At 64.7% G+C, this 17828-nt stretch carries 16 protein-coding genes; 8 read left to right on the forward strand and 8 right to left on the reverse strand.

Annotated features, from left to right (window positions below; genetic code table 11):
- Nucleotides 1-4 precede the first annotated feature (4 nt).
- The 4 genes from IB259_RS15465 to IB259_RS15480 are packed head-to-tail and all read left to right on the forward strand — an operon-like array spanning nt 5 to nt 3890.
- Nucleotides 5-688: a TetR/AcrR family transcriptional regulator gene (locus tag IB259_RS15465; RefSeq protein WP_054452167.1), complete on the forward strand. Its 684-nt coding sequence runs from the start codon at nt 5-7 to the stop codon at nt 686-688.
- On the forward strand, nt 642-1976 hold the full coding sequence (locus tag IB259_RS15470; protein ID WP_054452168.1) for a phenylacetate--CoA ligase family protein: 1335 nt from the start codon (nt 642-644) through the stop codon (nt 1974-1976). Before IB259_RS15465 ends, IB259_RS15470 begins: the two co-directional genes overlap by 47 nt.
- Nucleotides 1969-3054, forward strand: coding sequence for a CoA transferase (locus IB259_RS15475; protein WP_119450433.1), 1086 nt, complete (start codon nt 1969-1971; stop codon nt 3052-3054). Before IB259_RS15470 ends, IB259_RS15475 begins: the two co-directional genes overlap by 8 nt.
- Before the next feature lie 23 nt (nt 3055-3077).
- Nucleotides 3078-3890 carry an SDR family NAD(P)-dependent oxidoreductase gene (locus IB259_RS15480; protein WP_082400839.1) on the forward strand — a complete coding sequence of 271 codons (813 nt, stop codon included), beginning with the start codon at nt 3078-3080 and terminating at the stop codon, nt 3888-3890.
- 47 nt (nt 3891-3937) lie between these two features.
- Here the strand turns inward: IB259_RS15480 and IB259_RS15485 are convergent, their stop codons facing one another.
- From IB259_RS15485 to IB259_RS15515, 7 genes are all read right to left on the reverse strand, one after another.
- The gene (locus IB259_RS15485) at nt 3938-4723 is read right to left on the reverse strand and encodes a crotonase/enoyl-CoA hydratase family protein (protein WP_192329487.1); all 786 of its coding nucleotides are present in this window, start codon (nt 4721-4723) and stop codon (nt 3938-3940) included.
- Nucleotides 4724-4747: 24 nt separating this feature from the next.
- Nucleotides 4748-5755 (reverse strand): acyl-CoA dehydrogenase family protein, encoded by a 1008-nt coding sequence (locus IB259_RS15490; RefSeq protein WP_192329489.1) that lies wholly within the window; start codon nt 5753-5755, stop codon nt 4748-4750.
- A gap of 11 nt (nt 5756-5766) precedes the next feature.
- On the reverse strand, nt 5767-6930 hold the full coding sequence (locus tag IB259_RS15495; RefSeq protein WP_192329490.1) for an acyl-CoA dehydrogenase family protein: 1164 nt from the start codon (nt 6928-6930) through the stop codon (nt 5767-5769).
- Nucleotides 6927-8174, reverse strand: a complete 1248-nt coding sequence (locus IB259_RS15500) for a CaiB/BaiF CoA-transferase family protein (protein WP_192329491.1) — start codon at nt 8172-8174, stop codon at nt 6927-6929. Before IB259_RS15500 ends, IB259_RS15495 begins: the two co-directional genes overlap by 4 nt.
- Nucleotides 8171-9151 (reverse strand): tripartite tricarboxylate transporter substrate binding protein, encoded by a 981-nt coding sequence (locus IB259_RS15505; protein WP_054452179.1) that lies wholly within the window; start codon nt 9149-9151, stop codon nt 8171-8173. Before IB259_RS15505 ends, IB259_RS15500 begins: the two co-directional genes overlap by 4 nt.
- Nucleotides 9152-9327: 176 nt before the next feature.
- Entirely contained in the window at nt 9328-10311 is a 984-nt protein-coding gene (locus tag IB259_RS15510; RefSeq protein ID WP_192329492.1) for a tripartite tricarboxylate transporter substrate binding protein, read from the reverse strand.
- 27 nt (nt 10312-10338) lie between these two features.
- Nucleotides 10339-11124 carry an alpha/beta fold hydrolase gene (locus IB259_RS15515; protein ID WP_192329493.1) on the reverse strand — a complete coding sequence of 262 codons (786 nt, stop codon included), beginning with the start codon at nt 11122-11124 and terminating at the stop codon, nt 10339-10341.
- A gap of 124 nt (nt 11125-11248) precedes the next feature.
- On the opposite strand from IB259_RS15515, the gene IB259_RS15520 reads away from it, so the two are divergent.
- From IB259_RS15520 to IB259_RS15530, 3 genes are all read left to right on the forward strand, one after another.
- Nucleotides 11249-12280 (forward strand): helix-turn-helix domain-containing protein, encoded by a 1032-nt coding sequence (locus tag IB259_RS15520; RefSeq protein WP_166738319.1) that lies wholly within the window; start codon nt 11249-11251, stop codon nt 12278-12280.
- A 74-nt stretch (nt 12281-12354) separates the two neighbouring features.
- Nucleotides 12355-12873, forward strand: coding sequence for a hypothetical protein (locus tag IB259_RS15525; protein WP_125471274.1), 519 nt, complete (start codon nt 12355-12357; stop codon nt 12871-12873).
- 97 nt (nt 12874-12970) lie between these two features.
- A complete protein-coding gene (locus IB259_RS15530; RefSeq protein ID WP_192329494.1) occupies nt 12971-13933 on the forward strand; it encodes a bifunctional GNAT family N-acetyltransferase/nucleoside diphosphate kinase regulator in 963 nt (320 codons plus the stop codon).
- Nucleotides 13934-14000: 67 nt separating this feature from the next.
- On the opposite strand, the gene IB259_RS15535 is transcribed toward IB259_RS15530, so the two are convergent.
- A complete protein-coding gene (locus IB259_RS15535) occupies nt 14001-15257 on the reverse strand; it encodes a D-amino acid dehydrogenase (protein ID WP_192329495.1) in 1257 nt (418 codons plus the stop codon).
- A 250-nt stretch (nt 15258-15507) separates the two neighbouring features.
- On the opposite strand from IB259_RS15535, the gene IB259_RS15540 reads away from it, so the two are divergent.
- Complete coding sequence (locus IB259_RS15540; RefSeq protein ID WP_192329496.1) at nt 15508-17826, forward strand: molybdopterin-dependent oxidoreductase; 2319 nt, start codon at nt 15508-15510, stop codon at nt 17824-17826.
- The last annotated feature ends 2 nt before the right edge of the window (nt 17827-17828 follow it).

A 17828-nucleotide genomic window follows, 5' to 3' on the forward strand; every position in this document is an offset into this window, starting at 1 on the left:
AGCAATGGTGAGTGCACAACAGAACCCGGCAGAAGTGGGCGGCGGCGAGTCGCGCGAGGAAATCCTGCAGGCGGCCGCGGAACTCTTCATGGAGTTCGGCTATGCGGCCACTTCCATCGACGCGGTCGCCCAACGCCTGGGCGCCACCAAGGGCCGCATCTATCACCACTACCGGAGCAAGGCCGACCTGTTCTTCGACGTGCAGGTGGCGGCAATGACCCGGCTGACGGACGAGATCGACCCCATCGCCCGCGGCGGCGGCAAGGCGGTCGAACGCCTGTCGGCCATGGCGCTGCGCCATACCCAGATCCTGCTCAAGGAACTGCCGATGCAGAAGGTGGCGGTGCAGGGGCTGGAGCGTCACCTGCTCGAGGCGTCCGCGGCCGCCAAGCGGCTGCGGTCCGTGGTGAAGATGCGCGATGACTACGAGCAGATGTTCGTCGAGGTGATCGATGACGGCATCCGCGAACGTGACTTCGTGGACCTTCCCGCCAGGATGTTGAGCAAACCCTTCTTTGGCGCGCTGAACTGGGCCACCGTGTGGTACAGCCAGCGGCGTCTGCAGAGCGACGCGGCGATAGACGATATCGCGCACACCCTCGCGGCCTATGCGCTGCGGGGGCTACTCAAGGACTCCAACAATGAAGCAGCAAGAGCAACTCCCCTATTCCAGTACCATCTGGGATGAGGTCGAAACCTGGTCGCGCGACCGCATCGAGACCTTCCAGCTCGAAGCCTTGCGCCGGCAGTTGCGGCGCGTCGCGGATACCAGCGAGCACTACCGCAAGGTGTTCGCGGACGCGGGCTTCGTTCCAGAAGACCTCAAGACCCTGGCAGACCTGAGACGCCTGCCTTTCACCCACAAGCGCGACTATCTCGAAGGCCTGCGCGCCGCGCCGCCCTTCGGCACGCTGGCCGCGGTCCAGCCCGGCGAGGCCGTGCGGGTGCACTTTTCCTCCGGCACCACGGCGCAGCCCGCTCCCGTGCTCTGGACCCAGCATGACGTGGACCGCTGGGCCGAGCTGTACGCACGCTATCTCTACGGCCAGGGGCTGCGCCGCGGCGATGTCTTCCAATGCATGTTCAATTACGCCTGGTTCGTCGGCGGCCTGGGCGCCACCCTGGCCGCGCAGCGGGTCGGCGCGTTGGTGATTCCGGGCTCCTCCGGCGACACGCAACGCCAGGTGGAAACCATCTTCCAGTACGGCACGGACTGCGTCATCGGCACCCCGTCCTTCATGGCCCACATGGCCGAGACCGCCCAATCCATGGGACGCGACCTGCGCGAATCCCGCGTGCGCATGGTCTGCGTCGGCGGCGAGCCCGGCGCCAGCGTGGCCGGCACGCGCGAACGCATCGAGCGCCTGTGGGGCGCCAAGATGTTCGACTGCTACGGCGCCCTGGAATGCCAACCCATAGGCTGGGATACCGCCGCGCAGCTCGGCCCCACGCTGGCCGAGGATTTCATCTACGTCGAAATCCTGCACCCCGACACGCATGAGCCGGTGGCCGACGGCGAACGCGGCGTGCTGGTGCTCACCCATCTGGACAAGCAGGCCTGCCCGCTGGTGCGCTGGTGGACTGGAGACATCGTGGTGCGCGACAGCCGCCCGGGCCCCGATGGCCGCACCCATGCCCGCCTGCCTGGCGGCGTGCTCGGCCGCGCCGATGACATGCTGATCGTGCGCGGCGTGAATCTGTTCCCGTCCGCCATCGAAGACGTGGTCCGTGGCTTTGCCGGCGTCAGCAATGAATACGTGATCATCATCGACGACAGCGTCAAGGATCCGAGCACTGGCTTCCTGACCGGCGTGAAGCTGCGCGTCGAACGCGAACCCGGCGCCAGCGCCGACCTTGGCGAAAGGCTGTCGCAACTGCTGCGCGATCGCCTGCAGGTGCGCTTTCACGTGGAAGTGGTGGAAAACGGCACCCTGCCGCGCACCGTCCACAAAGCCAAGCGGGTGATCCATGCCTGAGGCCGACACTCCACGCCCCCTTGCCGGCAAGCGCGTCATCGAGCTGTCGCAGTTCATCGCCGGCCCTACCGCCGCGCAGTACCTGGCGGATTTCGGCGCCGACGTGGTCAAGGTGGAGCCGCCGCGCGGCGATGGCGTGCGTACCTTGCCGGGAAATAGCTTCGGCAGCTTCTACGCTCGCAGCTTCAACACCGGCAAGCGCAGCCAGGTGCTGGACCTGGCCGCGCCGGACGGACGAGAAGCACTGGAGACGCTGCTGGCGCAGGCCGACGCCTTCATCTGCAATCTGGCGCCAGGATCGCTCGCCCGTCTGGACCTGCAAGGCCCGGCGTTATGCGCACGCCATCCCCGCCTGACCGTCGTGCTCATCTCCGGCTACGGACAGCAGGACGACCGCATCTGCATGGACACCATTGCGCAATGCGAATCCGGCTTCGCCCTCTTGAACGGCGACGAGGACGGCTCGCCGCGCCTGACCACGAGCTGGCCCGTGGACATGTTCAGCGGCATGTACGCGGGACTGTCCTGCGCGATGGCGATGCTCGAAGGCCGCGGGCGCTTGATCGATCTCTCCATGATGGAGGTGGCGTCCGCAATGCTGCTGGGGCCGGCGGCGCTGGCGCTAAGCGAAGGCGAAACACTGGATCCGCCCATGGGCAACCGCGACCGCGCGTCGGCGCCTTCCAGCATATATCGCTGCGCAGACGGCCATGTCTACATCCTGGGCGGGCTGGACAGCTATTGGGCGCGCCTGCGCCCGCTGATCGGCGCGGACGATGCGCCCATCAAGGAACGCATCCGCCGCGCGGCGCACTTCGACGCCCAGGTGGAAGCCTGGACCCTGCCGCAGACCCGCGAAGCCGTGCTCCGGCAGATGCGGGACATGCAGATCCCGGCCGGCAACGTCCGGGCGCCGGCCGAAGCGCTGACGCTCATCCGCGGCCTGCGGCCTGGGGCCGTATCGCAGGAACTCGCCAACGGCGAACACGTGCCGGCCTTTCCCGCCCTGTTCGACGGTCAACGCATCCCCCGCAGCCCCACGCCGGCCATCGGCGGCGGGCGGCGGCAGGTCTCTTGAATTCCTACTTCCAGGTGAACCTCATGAAATCTGAAACTTGCATGGAATCCACCCAGGTCATGCGGCCCGGCGTTCTGGTCGGCCGCAGCGCACTGGTCACTGGCGCCGGCTCTGGCATCGGTCGTGGCATCGCCCTGCGTTTGCTGGCGCTGGGCATGGACGTGTTCGGGGTGGGACGGCGCGAAGATCCCTTGGCGGAGACCGCCGGAATGGCAGAAAAACTGACCGGCGACTTCAGCTATGCCTGCGCCAACATCCGCGACACCGCCGCCATCGAGGCGCTGATCGCCGAAGTGGGCGAACGCCAGGGCATCGACCTGCTGGTGAATAATGCCGGCGGCCAATTCTTCGCGCCCGCCGCGCAGATCAGCCGCAAAGGTTGGGATGCGGTGATCGACACCAATCTGAACGCCGTGTTCGTCGTAACCAAGGCAGCTTACCCCTTCCTCAAGGCTCGCCAAGGCACGGTGGTGAACATCTCGCTCTCGGGCGTGGACCGCGGCTCCATGGGAATTGCCCATTCCATCGCCGCACGCGCCGGCGTGCTGGGCCTGACTCGGACCCTGGCCCTGGAATGGGCTGCTGATGACATCGCGCTCAATTGCATCGGCCCCGGAGCGGTGATCACGCCAGGATTGGCCGGCGAGGCTGCGCAGGCCATGCTGGACCGCCTGGTCGCCGCCACGCCCATGGGCCGGGCCACATCGATCGAAGAAGTCGCGGAGCTGGTTGCCTTCCTGGCCACGCCGGCTGGCCACCTGATGACGGGCCAGCTGCTCCAGATCGATGGCGCTGCGCATCTGGGCAGCGGCCTGCACATGATGGACGCGCACTGACGCCATCCGGCGCTGCCGATGCGCAAATGCATCGGCGGCGCCGCCCTTCAAAACTTCGGCGCGCGCTTCTCGATGAACGCGGTGACCGCCTCGCGATGTTCAGCAGTCTTGTGGGCCAGCGCCTGATAACTGGCCGACAGCTCCAGCAAGGACGCCAGGCTGCTGTGCTGGCCTTCGCGCAGCAGGCGCTTGGTCATGCGCATGACGCCGCCGGGATTGGCGGCGATCTTTGCGGCCAGGGTCCTGGCGGTCGGCAGCAGGTCCGCCACCGGCACCACCCGGCTGACCAGGCCCCACGCCAGCGCGTCCTGCGCGCTGATGGCCTCGCCCGTGTAGGCCATTTCGCTGGCGCGGGCCATGCCCACGGCGCGCGGCAGCAGCCAGGCGCCGCCGTCGCCCGGCACGATGCCCACACGCACGAAGCTCTCGGCGAACGTGGCCGTGTCGGCCGCGATGCGGATGTCGCACATGCAGGCGATGTCCAGTCCCGCCCCGATGGCCGGACCGTTGACGGCGCAGATGACGGGCACGTCCAGGCCATGCAGCGCAAGTGGAATGCGCTGGATGCCCTGCCGGTACTCCTCGCAGATGTGCTCAGGAGTCAGCGCATCGTCGAAAAAGCGGCGCATGTCCTTGACGTTGCCGCCCGAGCTGAAAATGGGCCCGGCGGCGGTCAGGATCAGCACCTTCACGCTGGCGTCCTGGCGGATGTCCGCGCATAGCTGCACGATCTCTTCGACGGCGGTGTTGCCGGTCAGCGCATTGCGTGTCTCCGGCTGGTTCATGGTGGCGACGACGATGCCGTCCTCGCGTTCTATCTGCAGAAAAGCCATGCAAGTTTCTCCTGAGAGCCGGGCTTAGGCCGGGACGTCGGTAATCTTACGCACCAGGTCCAGCGTCGGCCCTGCATGCGCGAGCAGCGCCTCGCCCGCCACGTCATGCCAGTAGGCTTCGCTGCCCGCGGTCTGACGCCAGGCATGCAGGCGGCGCGTGTAGAGTTGCAAATCGTATTCTTCCGTAAAGCCGATCGCGCCATGCACGGCGTGCGCCAGCTCGGACACCACCAGCGCCGCCTCGCTGCAGCGCGCCTTGGCGACCGCCACCCGCAGCCGGTCCGGCGCCACGCCGTCGGCATGGCAGCCAAGCTGCGCCGCCATGCGCGCGGCGCAGACATGCTCGCTCATGACGGCCAGCTGATGCTGGATGGCCTGGAACTTGCCGATGGGCCGGCCGAACTGCTGGCGCTCATTGGCGTATTGCAGGGTGCGCTCCAGCACGCTGCCCAGCGCGCCCGCCATCTGCGGCGCGACCACGCAGGCCTGCATGGTGCGGACGTCGGTAGCCGCGGCCATCGGCGCCAACGGCGCAGCCGCGACCTGGGCCGGGGTCCAGCTCAGGGCGGCGTCCAATGCCAGCGCCTGCGGCTCCCTATGCGCCTGCGCGGCGTCCAGCAGGCGCCAGGCATCGCCCGTCTGCACAAGCACGCTGTCAGCCACCGCGCCGCCGCGCACCAGCGCGCAATGCCAGGCGCCATCCGCCTGTTGCACGCCGCGTGCCAATGCAATGCTGCCAGCAGGCCGCTGCGCCGCCGGCAGCAGCGCGCGCGCGATCATGGTCTCGCCCAGCAACAAGGGCAGCGCATGAGCGCCGCATTGCTCCAGCACGCCGAACACCTGCTCCAGGCTCAGCCCGGAACCGCCCTCTTCCTCGCCGACCAGCGCGTCGGCCAGACCGGTGTCCTCCAGCTGTTGCCAGAGCCTGCCGGCGGCGTCGCCGCCCGCTTCGATATCGCGCACCGCCTGCGGCGTGCAATGGTCCGCCAGCACCTGGCGCGCGGCATCGGCGTAAAGATCGTTATCGCTCATGTCATGCTCCTTCAGCGCAGGCCCAGGCCGCGCGCGATCATGCCGCGCAGAATCTCGCGGGTGCCGCCCCGCAGGGAAAACGAGGGCGAGGCCTCCGTCACGTACTTCAAGGTCATCAGCAGTTCCACCGGAATGTCCTCGGCCTCGCGCGAGTACAGGTCTTCCGCAATCCAGGCCGGAATCATCTGTTCCAGCGTGGTGCCCAGCTCCTTGACCAGCGCCGCCTCCACGATGGGGCTGGCGCCGCGCGTCAGCTTCTCCTGCACCGACACCGACATGGCCCGCAACGGCGTCAGCTGGCCGAGCACCTTGCCGGCCAGCCGCCGGGACGAGGGCGTGCGATTGGCGGGCAGGCGCGCATAGTCCAGCCATTGATCGAACAGCACGATGCTGGAATACAGCCGTTCCGGGCCGCTGCGCTCGAACGCCAGTTCGGCCGTGACCTGCTCCCAGCCCTGCCCTTCGTCGCCCACCAGCGCATCGGCGTCCAACTGCACGTTATCGAAGAACACTTCGCAGAAGTGGCTGTCTCCCGACAGGTCCTCGATCGGCCGCACCGTCACGCCGGGCAGGGACAGGTCGATGATCACCTGCGACAGGCCCTTGTGGCGATCCTCTGGCCCGCCGGAGGTGCGCACCAGCGCAATCATGTACTGGCAGTGATGGGCGTTGGTGGTCCAGATCTTCTGGCCGTTGAGCAGCCAGCCGCGGTCGTTCGGCGCCGCGCGCGTGCGCACGCTGGCCAGGTCCGACCCCGAGTTGGGCTCGCTCATGCCTATGCAGAAGAAAGACTCGCCGCGGCAGATCCGGGGAACATGAAAGCGTTTCTGCGCTTCCGTGCCGTACTTGAGGATGAGCGGCGCACTCTGCCGGTCCGCGATCCAGTGCGACCCGACCGGCGCACCGGCATTGAGGAATTCCTCTACCAGCACATAGCGCGCAAAGGCGCTGCGTCCGCCCCCGCCGTATTCGCGCGGCAGCGTCAGGCCGATCCAGCCGAGCTCGCCCACGCGGCGACTGAACGCGGTGTCGTAGCCGCCCCAGGAACGCGCCCGGATATGCGCCGGCATGTCGCGCACGGCTTCCTGCAGGAAGGCGCGCACGGCGGGACGCAGGGCCTCGTCTTCGGGAGGAATGCGCGTCAGCGGCAACGCCAGTGAATTCAAACTGCTCATCCCAGGACTCCATTGATTCGATGTGTATGCAAGGTCTCCGCACTCAAGCCCAGCAGGCGGGCCAGGACTGCGTCGGTATGCTGGCCCAGTTGCGGCGGCGCGTGGCGGTAGCTCACCGGCGTGTCCGACAGGCGGATGGGGCTGGCGACCAGCGGCACTTCGCCCGCCTGCGGGTGCTGCATGCTCATGCGCAGGCCGCGCGCCTGGACCTGCGGATCCTCGAATACGTCCGCGACGGTGTTGATGGGTCCGCAAGGCACGCCGTGCTGCTCCAGCAGCGCGACCCAGTCGCGCGTGCTGCGGGTGACGGTGATGGCGCGCAAGCCTTCGATCAGTTCCTCACGATGGGCAATCCGCGCCGCATTGCGCGCAAAGCGCTCGTCCTCGGCCCATTGCGGCCGTTCTATGGCGACGCACAGCCGGGCGAATTGCCCATCGTTGCCGACGGCCAGGATCATATGCCCGTCGGCGGTCGGAAAATCCTGATACGGCAGCGTATTCGGATGCGCGTTGCCCATGCGGCGCGGCGCCTGCTGGCCGTACAGATAGTTCATCGCCTGATTGCCCAGGCAGGCGACGCCCACGTCAAGCAAGGCCAGATCAATATGCTGGCCGCGCCCGGTGTGCGCACGCGCCTGCAGCGCGGCCAGGATGGCGGTGCTGGCATACAGTCCCGTCAGGATGTCGGTCAACGCCACGCCCACTTTCATGGGACCGCCGCCGGGCATGCCGTCGGGATGCCCCGTGATGCTCATCAAGCCGCCCATGCCCTGGATCAAAAAGTCGTAGCCGGCGCGATGCGCATACGGACCGTCCTGGCCGAAGCCGGTGACCGAGCAATACACCAGCCTGGGATTCAGCTCGCTCAGCGACGCATAGTCCAGCCCGTATTGCGCAAGGCCCCCGGTCTTGAAGTTCTCGATCAGCACATCGCATTGCCGCGCCAGCTGCCGCACCAGTTCCTGCCCCTCGGGCTTGGTGAAATCGATGCTGACCGACTGCTTGTTGCGGTTGGCGCACATGTAATAAGCGGACTCGCCCGTGGGCTGCCCCACCGGATCGGTCACGTAGGGCGGCCCCCAGGCGCGCGTATCGTCGCCCGTGCCCGGTCGCTCCACCTTGATCACTTCAGCGCCCAGGTCGCCCAGCGTCTGGGCGGCCCAGGGGCCGGCCAGCACGCGCGACAGATCGAGCACCTTCACATTCTGCAGGGCTTGCGACGTCATGCTCGCCTCTTCCTTCATTGTTGGGGAACGTTCGCCTTCTTGACGATGCGCTGCCACAGCGCGATTTCCTTCTGCTGGAATTCGTGCATCTGCGCAGGACCGCCCGTCATCGGCGTGGCGCCCAGGCGTTCATAGAAGGCGCGGGTTTCGGGCATCTTGGATATGCGCGTGAACAGCTCGGCCAGGCGCTCGGTCTGTTCGGCCGGCGTCTTGGCGCTGACCATCGCGCCCACCCAGGTATAGGCTTCGAATCCGGGCAGGCCGGCCTCGGTCGCCGTCGGCACATCGGGTGAAGTCCCGACACGCTGGTCCGACGCCACCGCCACCACCTTCACGCGGCCGTCCTTGGCCAGCTCCTGCACCGCTGTCACCTCGGCGAACGTGTAGTCCACCGTACCGCCGGCCACAGCCATGATGGCATCGCCGGCGCCCTTGAACGGCACATGTACCGTCTTCAGACCGGCGCTGTCGTTCAGCAACTCCCCCATCAATTGGTAGCCGGCAGAGCCCGCGCCGAAATTCACCTTGCCGGGATTGGCCTGGGCGTAGGCGATCAGATCCTTCAGGGTGCCGTACGGCGCCTGCGGACTGACTGCCAGCATGGCGGGTGAGCGCATCATCATGGTCAGCGGCGCGAAATCCTTGACGGGATCGTAGGGCAGCGCCTTGAACAGCGCCGCATTGACCGCCAGCGTCGAATTGCTGCCGATGAACACCGTGTAGCCATCCGCCGGCGCCGACAACACGTTCTTCACTGCGATGAAACCATTGGCGCCCGGCTTGTTCTCCACTACTACCGGCTGACCGGTAAGTTCCTGCAGCTGGCGGGCGAAATAGCGGGCCGAGGTATCGGTGCCGCTGCCTGGGCCGAACGGCACCACGAACTTGATCGGGCGGGAGGGGAAGGTCTCGGCGTGCGCGACGGCCTGATGGCCGGCGGCGCCAAGCAAGGCCACGGCCAACATGGCCGTCAGCATCTTTCTGCGGTGTTGCATGGAAGTCTCCTTTGCGTGGATGGCCGGCCGCTCTAGGCGGCGGTCCTGGCCATATGGTCCAGCGGATGACTTTAGGCGTGCTTGATGGGGCTGTCTAATATTAAGAATTTGAGATTTGATATCGAATGAATATCAGGAACCATCGATTTCCACCCGCCATCAAATAAGCCCGCTGATCAATGCGCCGCCACGCCCAGCTCCTTGATCAGCCCCGGCACGACCGAATACTCCTCCCGATACTCCTTCAGGAACTCCTCCGGCGTATTGCCCACCGCGTCGAAGCCGATGTTCTCCAGATACTTGCCGAACTCCGGATCCCGCACCACCTGCTGAGCCGCCGCCGCAAGCTTCTGCACCACGTCCGCAGGCATGCCGGCGGGGCCGCTCAGGCCGACCCAGGCCTTGTTCTTGAATATGAAGGCGTCGTATCCCGCTTCGGCGAAGGTCTGGACCCCAGGCAGCAGCGCCGAGCGCTTGTCGCCGATAACGGCGATGGCCTTGACCTTGCCGTCCGCGATCATGGGCGCCGCAATGCTGGTTGATGTGAAGGTAAATGCCAACTGCCCGCCCAGCAGGTCGGTCATCGCCGGCGGAGATCCCTTGTAGGGGACTTCGATGAACTTCACCGAAGACTGCGTGGCCAGGCTCTCCATGATCAGTTGCGGGTACGAGCCCGGACCGTACGACCCATAGGCCAGAGGAACCTGCGCCGCCCGGGCCTCCTTGACCGCCCCGGCCAGGTCGCCGGCCGGCATCGACTTGTTTGCGATGAGCACGGGACCTGACGCGGCTATCTTGCTGATCAACGTGAAGTCGCGCTGCGGGTCATAAGGCACCTTCATGGTCACGACCGAAGAAATGAGCGCGTCGCCCACGCTCAGCATCAAGGTGTAGCCGTCGGGCTTGGCCCGCGCGACCTCGGTGGCGCCGATGGTGCTGCCGGCGCCGGGTTTGTTTTCTATCACGATGGGCGCGCCGAGCCGCGCGGACATGAGTTCCCCCAGCTTGCGTCCGATGGCGTCGATAGGCGCGCCCGCCGGCGAGGGAACGATCCAGCGGATGGGCCGGTTCGGATAACCGGTTTGCGCCATGGCGGCCGCGCTGGCCAGCACCATGACGCAAGCGAGCCCGAATCCCAGTGTTTTTTTGATGGCAGCCATGCTGTCTCCTTCTTGCAGGATCAGGAACTAGTTGTGTGCGTCCAGGAACTCGAGTACCACGCGGTTGAATTCGTCCGGCGTTTCGAAATAGGGAGAGTGGCCCGAGTCTTCAAAGGTGTATTTGCGGCTGCCAGGCAACAGCTTCGCGACCAGATGGTGGCTTTCCGGGGTCAGGAAATCGTCGTGGCTGCCGCCTGTCATCAAGGTCGGCACACGGTATCCCTCGAATTCGGCGGGATGGATCTTGACGTCGTCGGCCTGCATGGTCAGCGCCAGGAAGCCCTTGGGATTGAGCGCTTTGATGCAGCCGTACAGATGCAGCATCTCGGGCCGGGCCTCGACGTTCTTGCGGTTCCAGCCGATGCTCTTGCTGCGCAGATCGTGGCGGCCGTCATCGAAGGTCTTGCCGGCCTTGCGCAGAATTTCCCAGGTCTCGGGCGAATAGGCCGGCGTCGGCGAGCCGCTGATGAAGAGCGTCTGGACGCGCTCCGGATGCTTCACGGCCACCGGCAACCCTGCCCATGCGCCCAGCGACTGGCACACGAGGTTTACTTTTCCTATGCCTTCCTGTTCCAGTATGGCCAGCACATCGGCGGGGTAGTGGCGCGGATGGTTGCGTTCCGGCACGCAGGGAGAGTTCTTGAAGCCCCTCAAGTCCATCACGATGACCTTGTACTTGCTGGCGAAGAAAGGCACCTGCTGATACCAGCATATGGTGTTGCCACCGCCGCCATGGATGAACAGGACGGGCGCGCCGTCGCCATAGGTTTCGTAGTAGATGCGGGTGTCGTCGGACGCGGTTGCGTATGGCACGGATGGCTCCTTGGAGGGCGCGGTTGATCTAATATTTGCGTGTTGATTTTGTTCGATCCTCTGCGGAAAGACCGCGCTCCAAACAGACATCATGGGTGCCGCTCCAGACAACTACCCTCTGCATGTGGAACTGCTGCAGCCCGCCGGCAGGTTGAACGGCCCCATCCATGCCGCGATCGATACGTTCCGCACCGCCAACGGCATTGCCCGCAGCCGCAGCGGGCAAGCGAGCGGCCATGTGGTGACGTGGCGCTGCGTGGGCGCAGCCCTTTCGGCGGAAACGGACTCGGCGTCCGAACATCTGAGCTTCATGCCGCCGGGCGCGCCGGATTCGGCAATGGAGCGCGCCGTCTTTGTTCCGCCCCTGGAAACGGTCTCGGTGCCGCAGTTGCGCGCCAGCGTGGCAAACAACGACGCCGTGCTGCACGAAATCCGCAGCGCGGTGGCGGATGGGCGCTACGTCTGCGCGGTGGGCACCGGCGTCTGGCTGGTCGCGGCGGCAGGCGTACTGGACAAGATGCGGACGCCGGTGCAATGGGCGTACCAGTCGGGCTTCGCGCGGACCCATCCGGACCTGGCCATCGCCAACGATCCGATTGTCTGGGCCAGCGAGCGCATCCTGCTTGCCGGGACGCCTTCATTGGCCTATGACTGCGTGCTCGATCTGATGGACCGCACGGGCATCGCCGGACTGGCCGGCGCATCGCGCGACAAGCTCGTCTTCGATCCCGCGCGGCAGATCATCGCGTCGACGCTGCCCATAGAGAAGGTCAGCGGTCTCACACGCGACAGCCCGCTGTACAGGGCCGTCCAGTGGTTGCTGGCACATGCCCAGGAAGCGATAACGATAGGCGACGCCGCACAGCATGCGGCCGTCAGCGAAAGAACCTTGGCACGCCTTTTCCGGACGCACTTGGCGATCACACCGCATGAATTCCTCACCGATATACGGATGAGAAAGAGCCAGATGTGGCTGGAAGTGACGCTGCGCTCCGTGGAGGACATAGCCAATGACTGCGGCTATCTGGACGTGGCGGCCTTCCGTCGCGCCTTCAAGCGGAAGTTCGGCGTAACGCCGGCGGATTACCGGCGCGAGTACACGCAGCGGGGGCCGCGGGCTCGGTGGAAAATGGAGCAGTATGGAAGAGAGGTTTAGAGACTGGCTGCCGAGAACGCCAGGAACATGCGTGGAATACTCAGGGAACTTCGAGCGCGATGGGAATTACTGCAATGGCTAGCCACAAGCTGCGTATGCTGTTCGGCGCAGCAGCTTCGATCATCTTTGCCTGGTATTGCTTCCACGGATTGTCGTGGCTTGCACGCGGTGTCGGAATCATTCCGATCGCGCACTACGATCCGCCGGTAGACCAGTGGATTCTGATCGGCGACCCGATACTTCAAAGCTGGCACAAGGTCCGCGTATCCGAAGACTTTACGCTTGCTGGCATCGCACTCATTTTCCTGACCCTGGTGCTGTCCTATTACGTGGCACGCGCGGCCTATCACCTCAGTTTCACGAAGGTCTTTACCCGCCACGATTGTTGGTTTGTCGCGGGATGGTTGATCGGCGCGCCATTGATGGCCGCGCTGGGGCACATGTTTGTCCTCCTGGTATTCGAGCAAGCCTGGGCTGATCGATGGCCCACGCTTGCTGGCGCGGCCGTGCTGATCGCTTTTTCCGTGTCAGCAAAACTGTTCGCGGATTTCTGGCAGTGGCTCATGCGCAGGCGCAGGGTTCATCCGATCTGACACGGCCCCCGGGCCTTGCAAGCGGCGCCCGTTCCCGGCCTGCCCTGCACTCATCCGCATTCCGTCCTAAAATGCGCGGTTTGCCGAAAGAACCGTCATGGCCATCGCCATGAAGGGCTTTCATCCTTTACGAATGAGTGTGGTGAAGATGAACAAGCCTTTCATTTCGCTGTGCCCGGAAATCACCCGGACGCACGCGCTGACGCTGATGGATTGGTTGGAAGATGAGCGCGTGACCTGCTATCTGAGCGATTCGCGCAATGTCTCCCGTTTCATCGAGCAAGCCATCGATCGGACCCAGCTGCCGATCCTGACCCATCTGTTCAACCAGGGCGGCCGGTTCTTCATGGCCTATGACAGGCATGACGCCCCGGTGGGCTTCGTGCGCCTCGTCAAGACCGGCCCGGATTGCGAGATCGTCCTGGTGATCGGAGACTGCGACAACTGGGGCCGGAACCTGGGCGCCAGCACGATCCGCGAAGGCATGAAGCTGGCCTTCCTCGACATGCGGGCCGAAAAGCTCATCGCCAAGATCCACCCGGACAACGCGCGTTCGCTGAAGACCTTTCTGCGCAGCGGCTTTCTGCTTGAAAACGAAACACCGACGCTGAAGTCGTTTTCCATGGCTGCGGGGCGTTATCTACGACTGTTGCGCGAAGGCGCCGTTGTCGACTCCACCGATATCTACATCACTGAAATCGACAAGGCCCGGCTCAAGAGCCTGATAGAACTCGAGCAGGGCCCGACTATTGTCGAGCTCGAGCACGAGCTGGAGCGAGCCATCGTCGTCAAGCCGCAGCAAGTGGCGCGAGACGTGGTCACGATGAACTCCCGTGCCTTGCTGCAGCTGGACGACGAAGAGATGGAAGTGGCCCTGGTCTACCCTGAAGACGCCGACAGCAGCGCAGGAAAGCTCTCTGTCTGTTCCGATGTCGGGGCCGCCATCCTGGGCTACCAGGAGGGGGATTCCATCGATTGGCGGATTTCGGACCGGACCCGCCGGATCGGGATCAGGAAAGTGCTTTACCAGCCGGAAGCCGCGGGCGATTTCCATCTGTAGATCGGCGTTCGTCTGTCTGGCGCGAACAACCTCGACAGGGATGGCGAAACTTCGCGTGCCGTCAATGCTACCTTCGAAAACGCTCGATCGTGAGTCCCTCGAGGTCGATTTCAGGCTTGCGGCCGCAGACCAGATCCGCCACGATCCGGGACGTTCCGCAAGCCTGGGTCCAGCCGTTCGAGCCATGCCCGCTGTTGAGAAACAGCCCGCCCCAACCAGAGACTCCGAGAATCGGGGGGCCGTCTGGCGTCATGGGGCGCAGACCCGCCCAGAAGGTAGCGTTGGCGTAGTCGATACCATGTGGGAACAGGCTGCGCACCGCCCGGACCAGCACATCCTTACGGGCCGCCTTCAATGACAAGTCGTGGCCGACCAGTTCGGCCATGCCCGCCGCGCGGATTCTATTGCCCAGCCGTGAAATCATGACCTTGTTGTGTTCATCCATGACCGACATATTGGGCGCTTGATCGGCATTGGTCACCCGCGCGGTAATCGAATAGCCCTTGAGCGGATATACGGGAAGCTTGATCCCCAGCGGCGCAAGCAGTGCCGGAGCCTGGTTGCCCAAGGCGACAACCGTGGCATCGCCCTTCAGTATGCCGCCAGGGGTCTCTGCGCCCACCACCCGACCGCCCTCATGCAGCAATCGCCGCACATCGGTGTCGAAGCGAAACTTCACGCCCGCACGCTGAAGCCAGGCGGTCAATGCCTGGCAGAAAATGTGGCTATCGCCCGAGGCATCGGACGGCAAATGAAGGCCGCCCGCGATCCTGGCGGTGGCGTCTCGCAAGGCCGGCTCGACCGCCAGCGCATCGCGCCCGTTCAACACACTGTGGCGAATGCCGAATTCCCTCAGTGCGCTGGCGGCAATATCGCCATACCGGCACTCCGCTACGGTCTGGAACAGCTGCAACACGCCGCCCGCATGAAAATCGAACGCGATCGGCGTCTCGGCCATGAGCTGCTTCAGGCAAGCGAGACTGTAGTGAGCCACGCGCTGCATGCGCAGTTTGTTGACGCGAAACCGCGGCGCATTGCATTCCATCAGCCATCGCCTGGTCCAACGGAGCCTTTCAAATTCGGGCCAAAGCGAAAAGCGCACCGGGGCATCGGCTTGCAACGCCATCTTCAATACCTTGATCGGCATTCCCGGCGCGGCCCATGGCGCCGCAAAGCTCGGGCACAGACCGCCCGCATTGCCGAAGCTGGTTTCCATTCCCGCCGCCGAGTGGCGTTCCACAACTTCGACGTCATGGCCTTCGCGGCAGAGATAGTAGGCCGTTGTGGCGCCGACTACGCCGGATCCGAGGATGAGAACTTTCATGGGCGTGGTTGTCTTGGTCGATCGTGATGTCTGCGGCGTAGCCGGAAGGCGCTGCCCGGCGATGCCAGGCCGGACCGGATTCAAGAATAAAGGGTGCCGGAGTGAAATTTATTTCATTGTTTTGACGCCAATCCGCGCGAATGGAAAGAAAATTCACCAGCTGTATTGCTAGCATTAATGGCGTGCTGAACATTCGCAATCGGTCCGCGCCTTTGATATGCGCGGCCTTGGGCCGGAACCTCGTCAAATCATGTCTGAACAGATTCGCCGCTTCCCCTCGCTCTCTCATTGGGGCGCATTCACCGCGGTCACGCAAGGCGGCCGGCTGATCGATTGCGAACCGTTCGCCCGCGACAGCGCTCCCTCGGGCATCCTGCAATCGATGCCTGCCATGGTCCACTCGCCGCTACGGGTGAACCGGCCAGCCATCCGGAAGGGATGGCTGCGCGACCGGCACTTGTGCGACGGGAGCGAGCGCGGACGTGACGACTACGTTGAGGTCAGTTGGGACGAGGCCCTTGCGGCGGTCCATTCGGAACTCCAGCGAGTGAGGACAGAGCATGGCAGCGAGGCCATCTTTGGCGGCTCGTATGGCTGGTCATCGGCGGGCCGTTTGCACCATGCGCGCACCCAGACGCACCGTTTCCTGAACGCCGGCGGCGGCTTTACGAATCAAGCGGGCAACTATAGCTGGGGCACCGCGCAGTTCCTGCTGCCCCATGTGATCGGCACCTATACGCCGGTTACCGGCCGTGTGACGGACTGGAACAGTGTCACCAGTCATACGCGGCTGCTGATCGCATTCGGCGGCATGCCGTTGCGCAACACGCAGATCACATCGGGCGGCGCCGGGGACCATCCCGTGCCCGGGCAGCTCGAACGGGCGGTAGCCGCTGGCATGGAGCTTGTGGTCATCAGCCCGACCCGGGGAGATGTCCCTGCCGGCGTGCGTGCGCGCTGGATTCCCATTTGTCCCAACACGGACGCGGCCTTGATGCTGGCAATGATCCAGGCGCTGATCGTTGATGGCGTCCACGACGAAGCGTTCCTCCAGACCCACTGCGTTGGATTTCCGGCCTTGCGCGATTATCTCGAAGGCAGTACGGACGGAATCCCGAAGACGCCGGAATGGGCCCAGGCGATCTGCGATGTGCCGGCCGAGACTATCCGCGCACTCGCGCGTCAGGCACGCAACACTCGCACGATGCTGACTTGCGCGTGGTCGTTGCAACGGGCTCATCGCGGCGAACAACCGTATTGGGCAAGCATTGCGCTAGCCGCTGCGTTGGGGCATATCGGGCTGCCTGGCGGGGGCTTTGCGTTTGGGCATGCGTCCATGAATGGCGCGGGAAACCCGCGCATGGAGATCGCGGGACCGGCCATGGAATCGGGACGCAACCCGACCGGCTCGGTGATTCCTGTTGCCCGGGTCACCGACATGCTGCTGCATCCTGGCCAGCACTATGAATTCAATGGGCGGGAAGGTACTTATCCAGACATCAAGATGGTGTACTGGGCCGGCGGCAACCCCTTCCATCACCAGCAGGACCTGAACCGCTTCAGCCGGGCGTGGAGCCGGCCGCAAACGATAGTCGCCCATGAGATCTGGTGGACACCCATGGCGCGGCGCTCGGACATTGTGCTGCCGGCCACCACCACGCTGGAAAGAAATGACATCGGCGGATCGACGCGCGATCGTCACGTGTTCGCCATGCATCAGGCCCTGGCGCCGATCGGCTCCAGCCGCAATGACTTCGACATATACCGGGAACTGGCCGCGCTGGGCGGCTACGAGCATGGTTTTACCGAAGGCCGAGGCGAGATGGAGTGGGTACGGCATATCTACGAATCAATGGCCAAGGAATGGCGCGACTGCGGCCATATGGCCCCTGATTTCGATGCATTCTGGAGCCGCGGGTTCGTGGAAATTCCCGAGCCTGAAAAGCCATTCGTGCTGTTCGAAGAGTTCCGTCGCGACCCCGAGGAACATCCACTGCGCACACCGTCCGGACGCATCGAGCTGTATTCGGAAAAAATCGCCGGATTCGGTTACGCCGATTGCCCGCCCCACCCCAGCTGGCTGATGCCGGACGAATGGCTTGGATCACCCAAGGCTGCAAGGTGGCCGCTGCATCTGCTCACGCCGCAGCCCGCGGGCAAGCTCCATTCCCAAATGGATGGCGGCAAGGCATCGGTGGACCTCAAGGTCAATGGCCGGGAGGCCCTGCGCATTTCGCCGTTGGATGCGCAAGCGCGCCGCATCGGCCAGCATGATCTCGTCAAGATTTACAACGACCGTGGCGCGTGCCTTGCAACCGCGCTTATCGACGCCGACCTCAAGCCTGGCGTGGTGGCGCTGCCTACGGGAGCATGGTTTGACGCTGCCGACGAGGAGCTGGAGATACACGGCAACCCCAACGTATTGACGATAGACGTGGGCACTTCCCGCTTGACTCAGGGAAGCAGTGCCCAGTCCGCGCTGGTGGAGGTAATGCGCTGGGAAGAAGCCGCGCCTTCGGTCCGGGCCCTGGAGGTGCCGGCAATTGCCAAATTGGATCGTGCCGCATAGCC

Source organism: Achromobacter sp. ACM04, from assembly GCF_014851465.1.
Lineage (GTDB): Bacteria > Pseudomonadota > Gammaproteobacteria > Burkholderiales > Burkholderiaceae_B > Achromobacter > Achromobacter aegrifaciens.

Coding starts and splice junctions, on each gene's coding strand:
- IB259_RS15465 (WP_054452167.1), top strand. CDS start 5: ATGGTGAGTGCACAACAGAACCCGGCAGAAGTGGGCGGCGGCGAGTCG.
- IB259_RS15470 (WP_054452168.1), top strand. CDS start 642: ATGAAGCAGCAAGAGCAACTCCCCTATTCCAGTACCATCTGGGATGAG.
- IB259_RS15475 (WP_119450433.1), top strand. CDS start 1,969: ATGCCTGAGGCCGACACTCCACGCCCCCTTGCCGGCAAGCGCGTCATC.
- IB259_RS15480 (WP_082400839.1), top strand. CDS start 3,078: ATGAAATCTGAAACTTGCATGGAATCCACCCAGGTCATGCGGCCCGGC.
- IB259_RS15485 (WP_192329487.1), bottom strand. CDS start 4,723: ATGGCTTTTCTGCAGATAGAACGCGAGGACGGCATCGTCGTCGCCACC.
- IB259_RS15490 (WP_192329489.1), bottom strand. CDS start 5,755: ATGAGCGATAACGATCTTTACGCCGATGCCGCGCGCCAGGTGCTGGCG.
- IB259_RS15495 (WP_192329490.1), bottom strand. CDS start 6,930: ATGAGCAGTTTGAATTCACTGGCGTTGCCGCTGACGCGCATTCCTCCC.
- IB259_RS15500 (WP_192329491.1), bottom strand. CDS start 8,174: ATGAAGGAAGAGGCGAGCATGACGTCGCAAGCCCTGCAGAATGTGAAG.
- IB259_RS15505 (WP_054452179.1), bottom strand. CDS start 9,151: ATGCAACACCGCAGAAAGATGCTGACGGCCATGTTGGCCGTGGCCTTG.
- IB259_RS15510 (WP_192329492.1), bottom strand. CDS start 10,311: ATGGCTGCCATCAAAAAAACACTGGGATTCGGGCTCGCTTGCGTCATG.
- IB259_RS15525 (WP_125471274.1), top strand. CDS start 12,355: ATGGCTAGCCACAAGCTGCGTATGCTGTTCGGCGCAGCAGCTTCGATC.
- IB259_RS15530 (WP_192329494.1), top strand. CDS start 12,971: ATGGCCATCGCCATGAAGGGCTTTCATCCTTTACGAATGAGTGTGGTG.
- IB259_RS15535 (WP_192329495.1), bottom strand. CDS start 15,257: ATGAAAGTTCTCATCCTCGGATCCGGCGTAGTCGGCGCCACAACGGCC.
- IB259_RS15540 (WP_192329496.1), top strand. CDS start 15,508: ATGTCTGAACAGATTCGCCGCTTCCCCTCGCTCTCTCATTGGGGCGCA.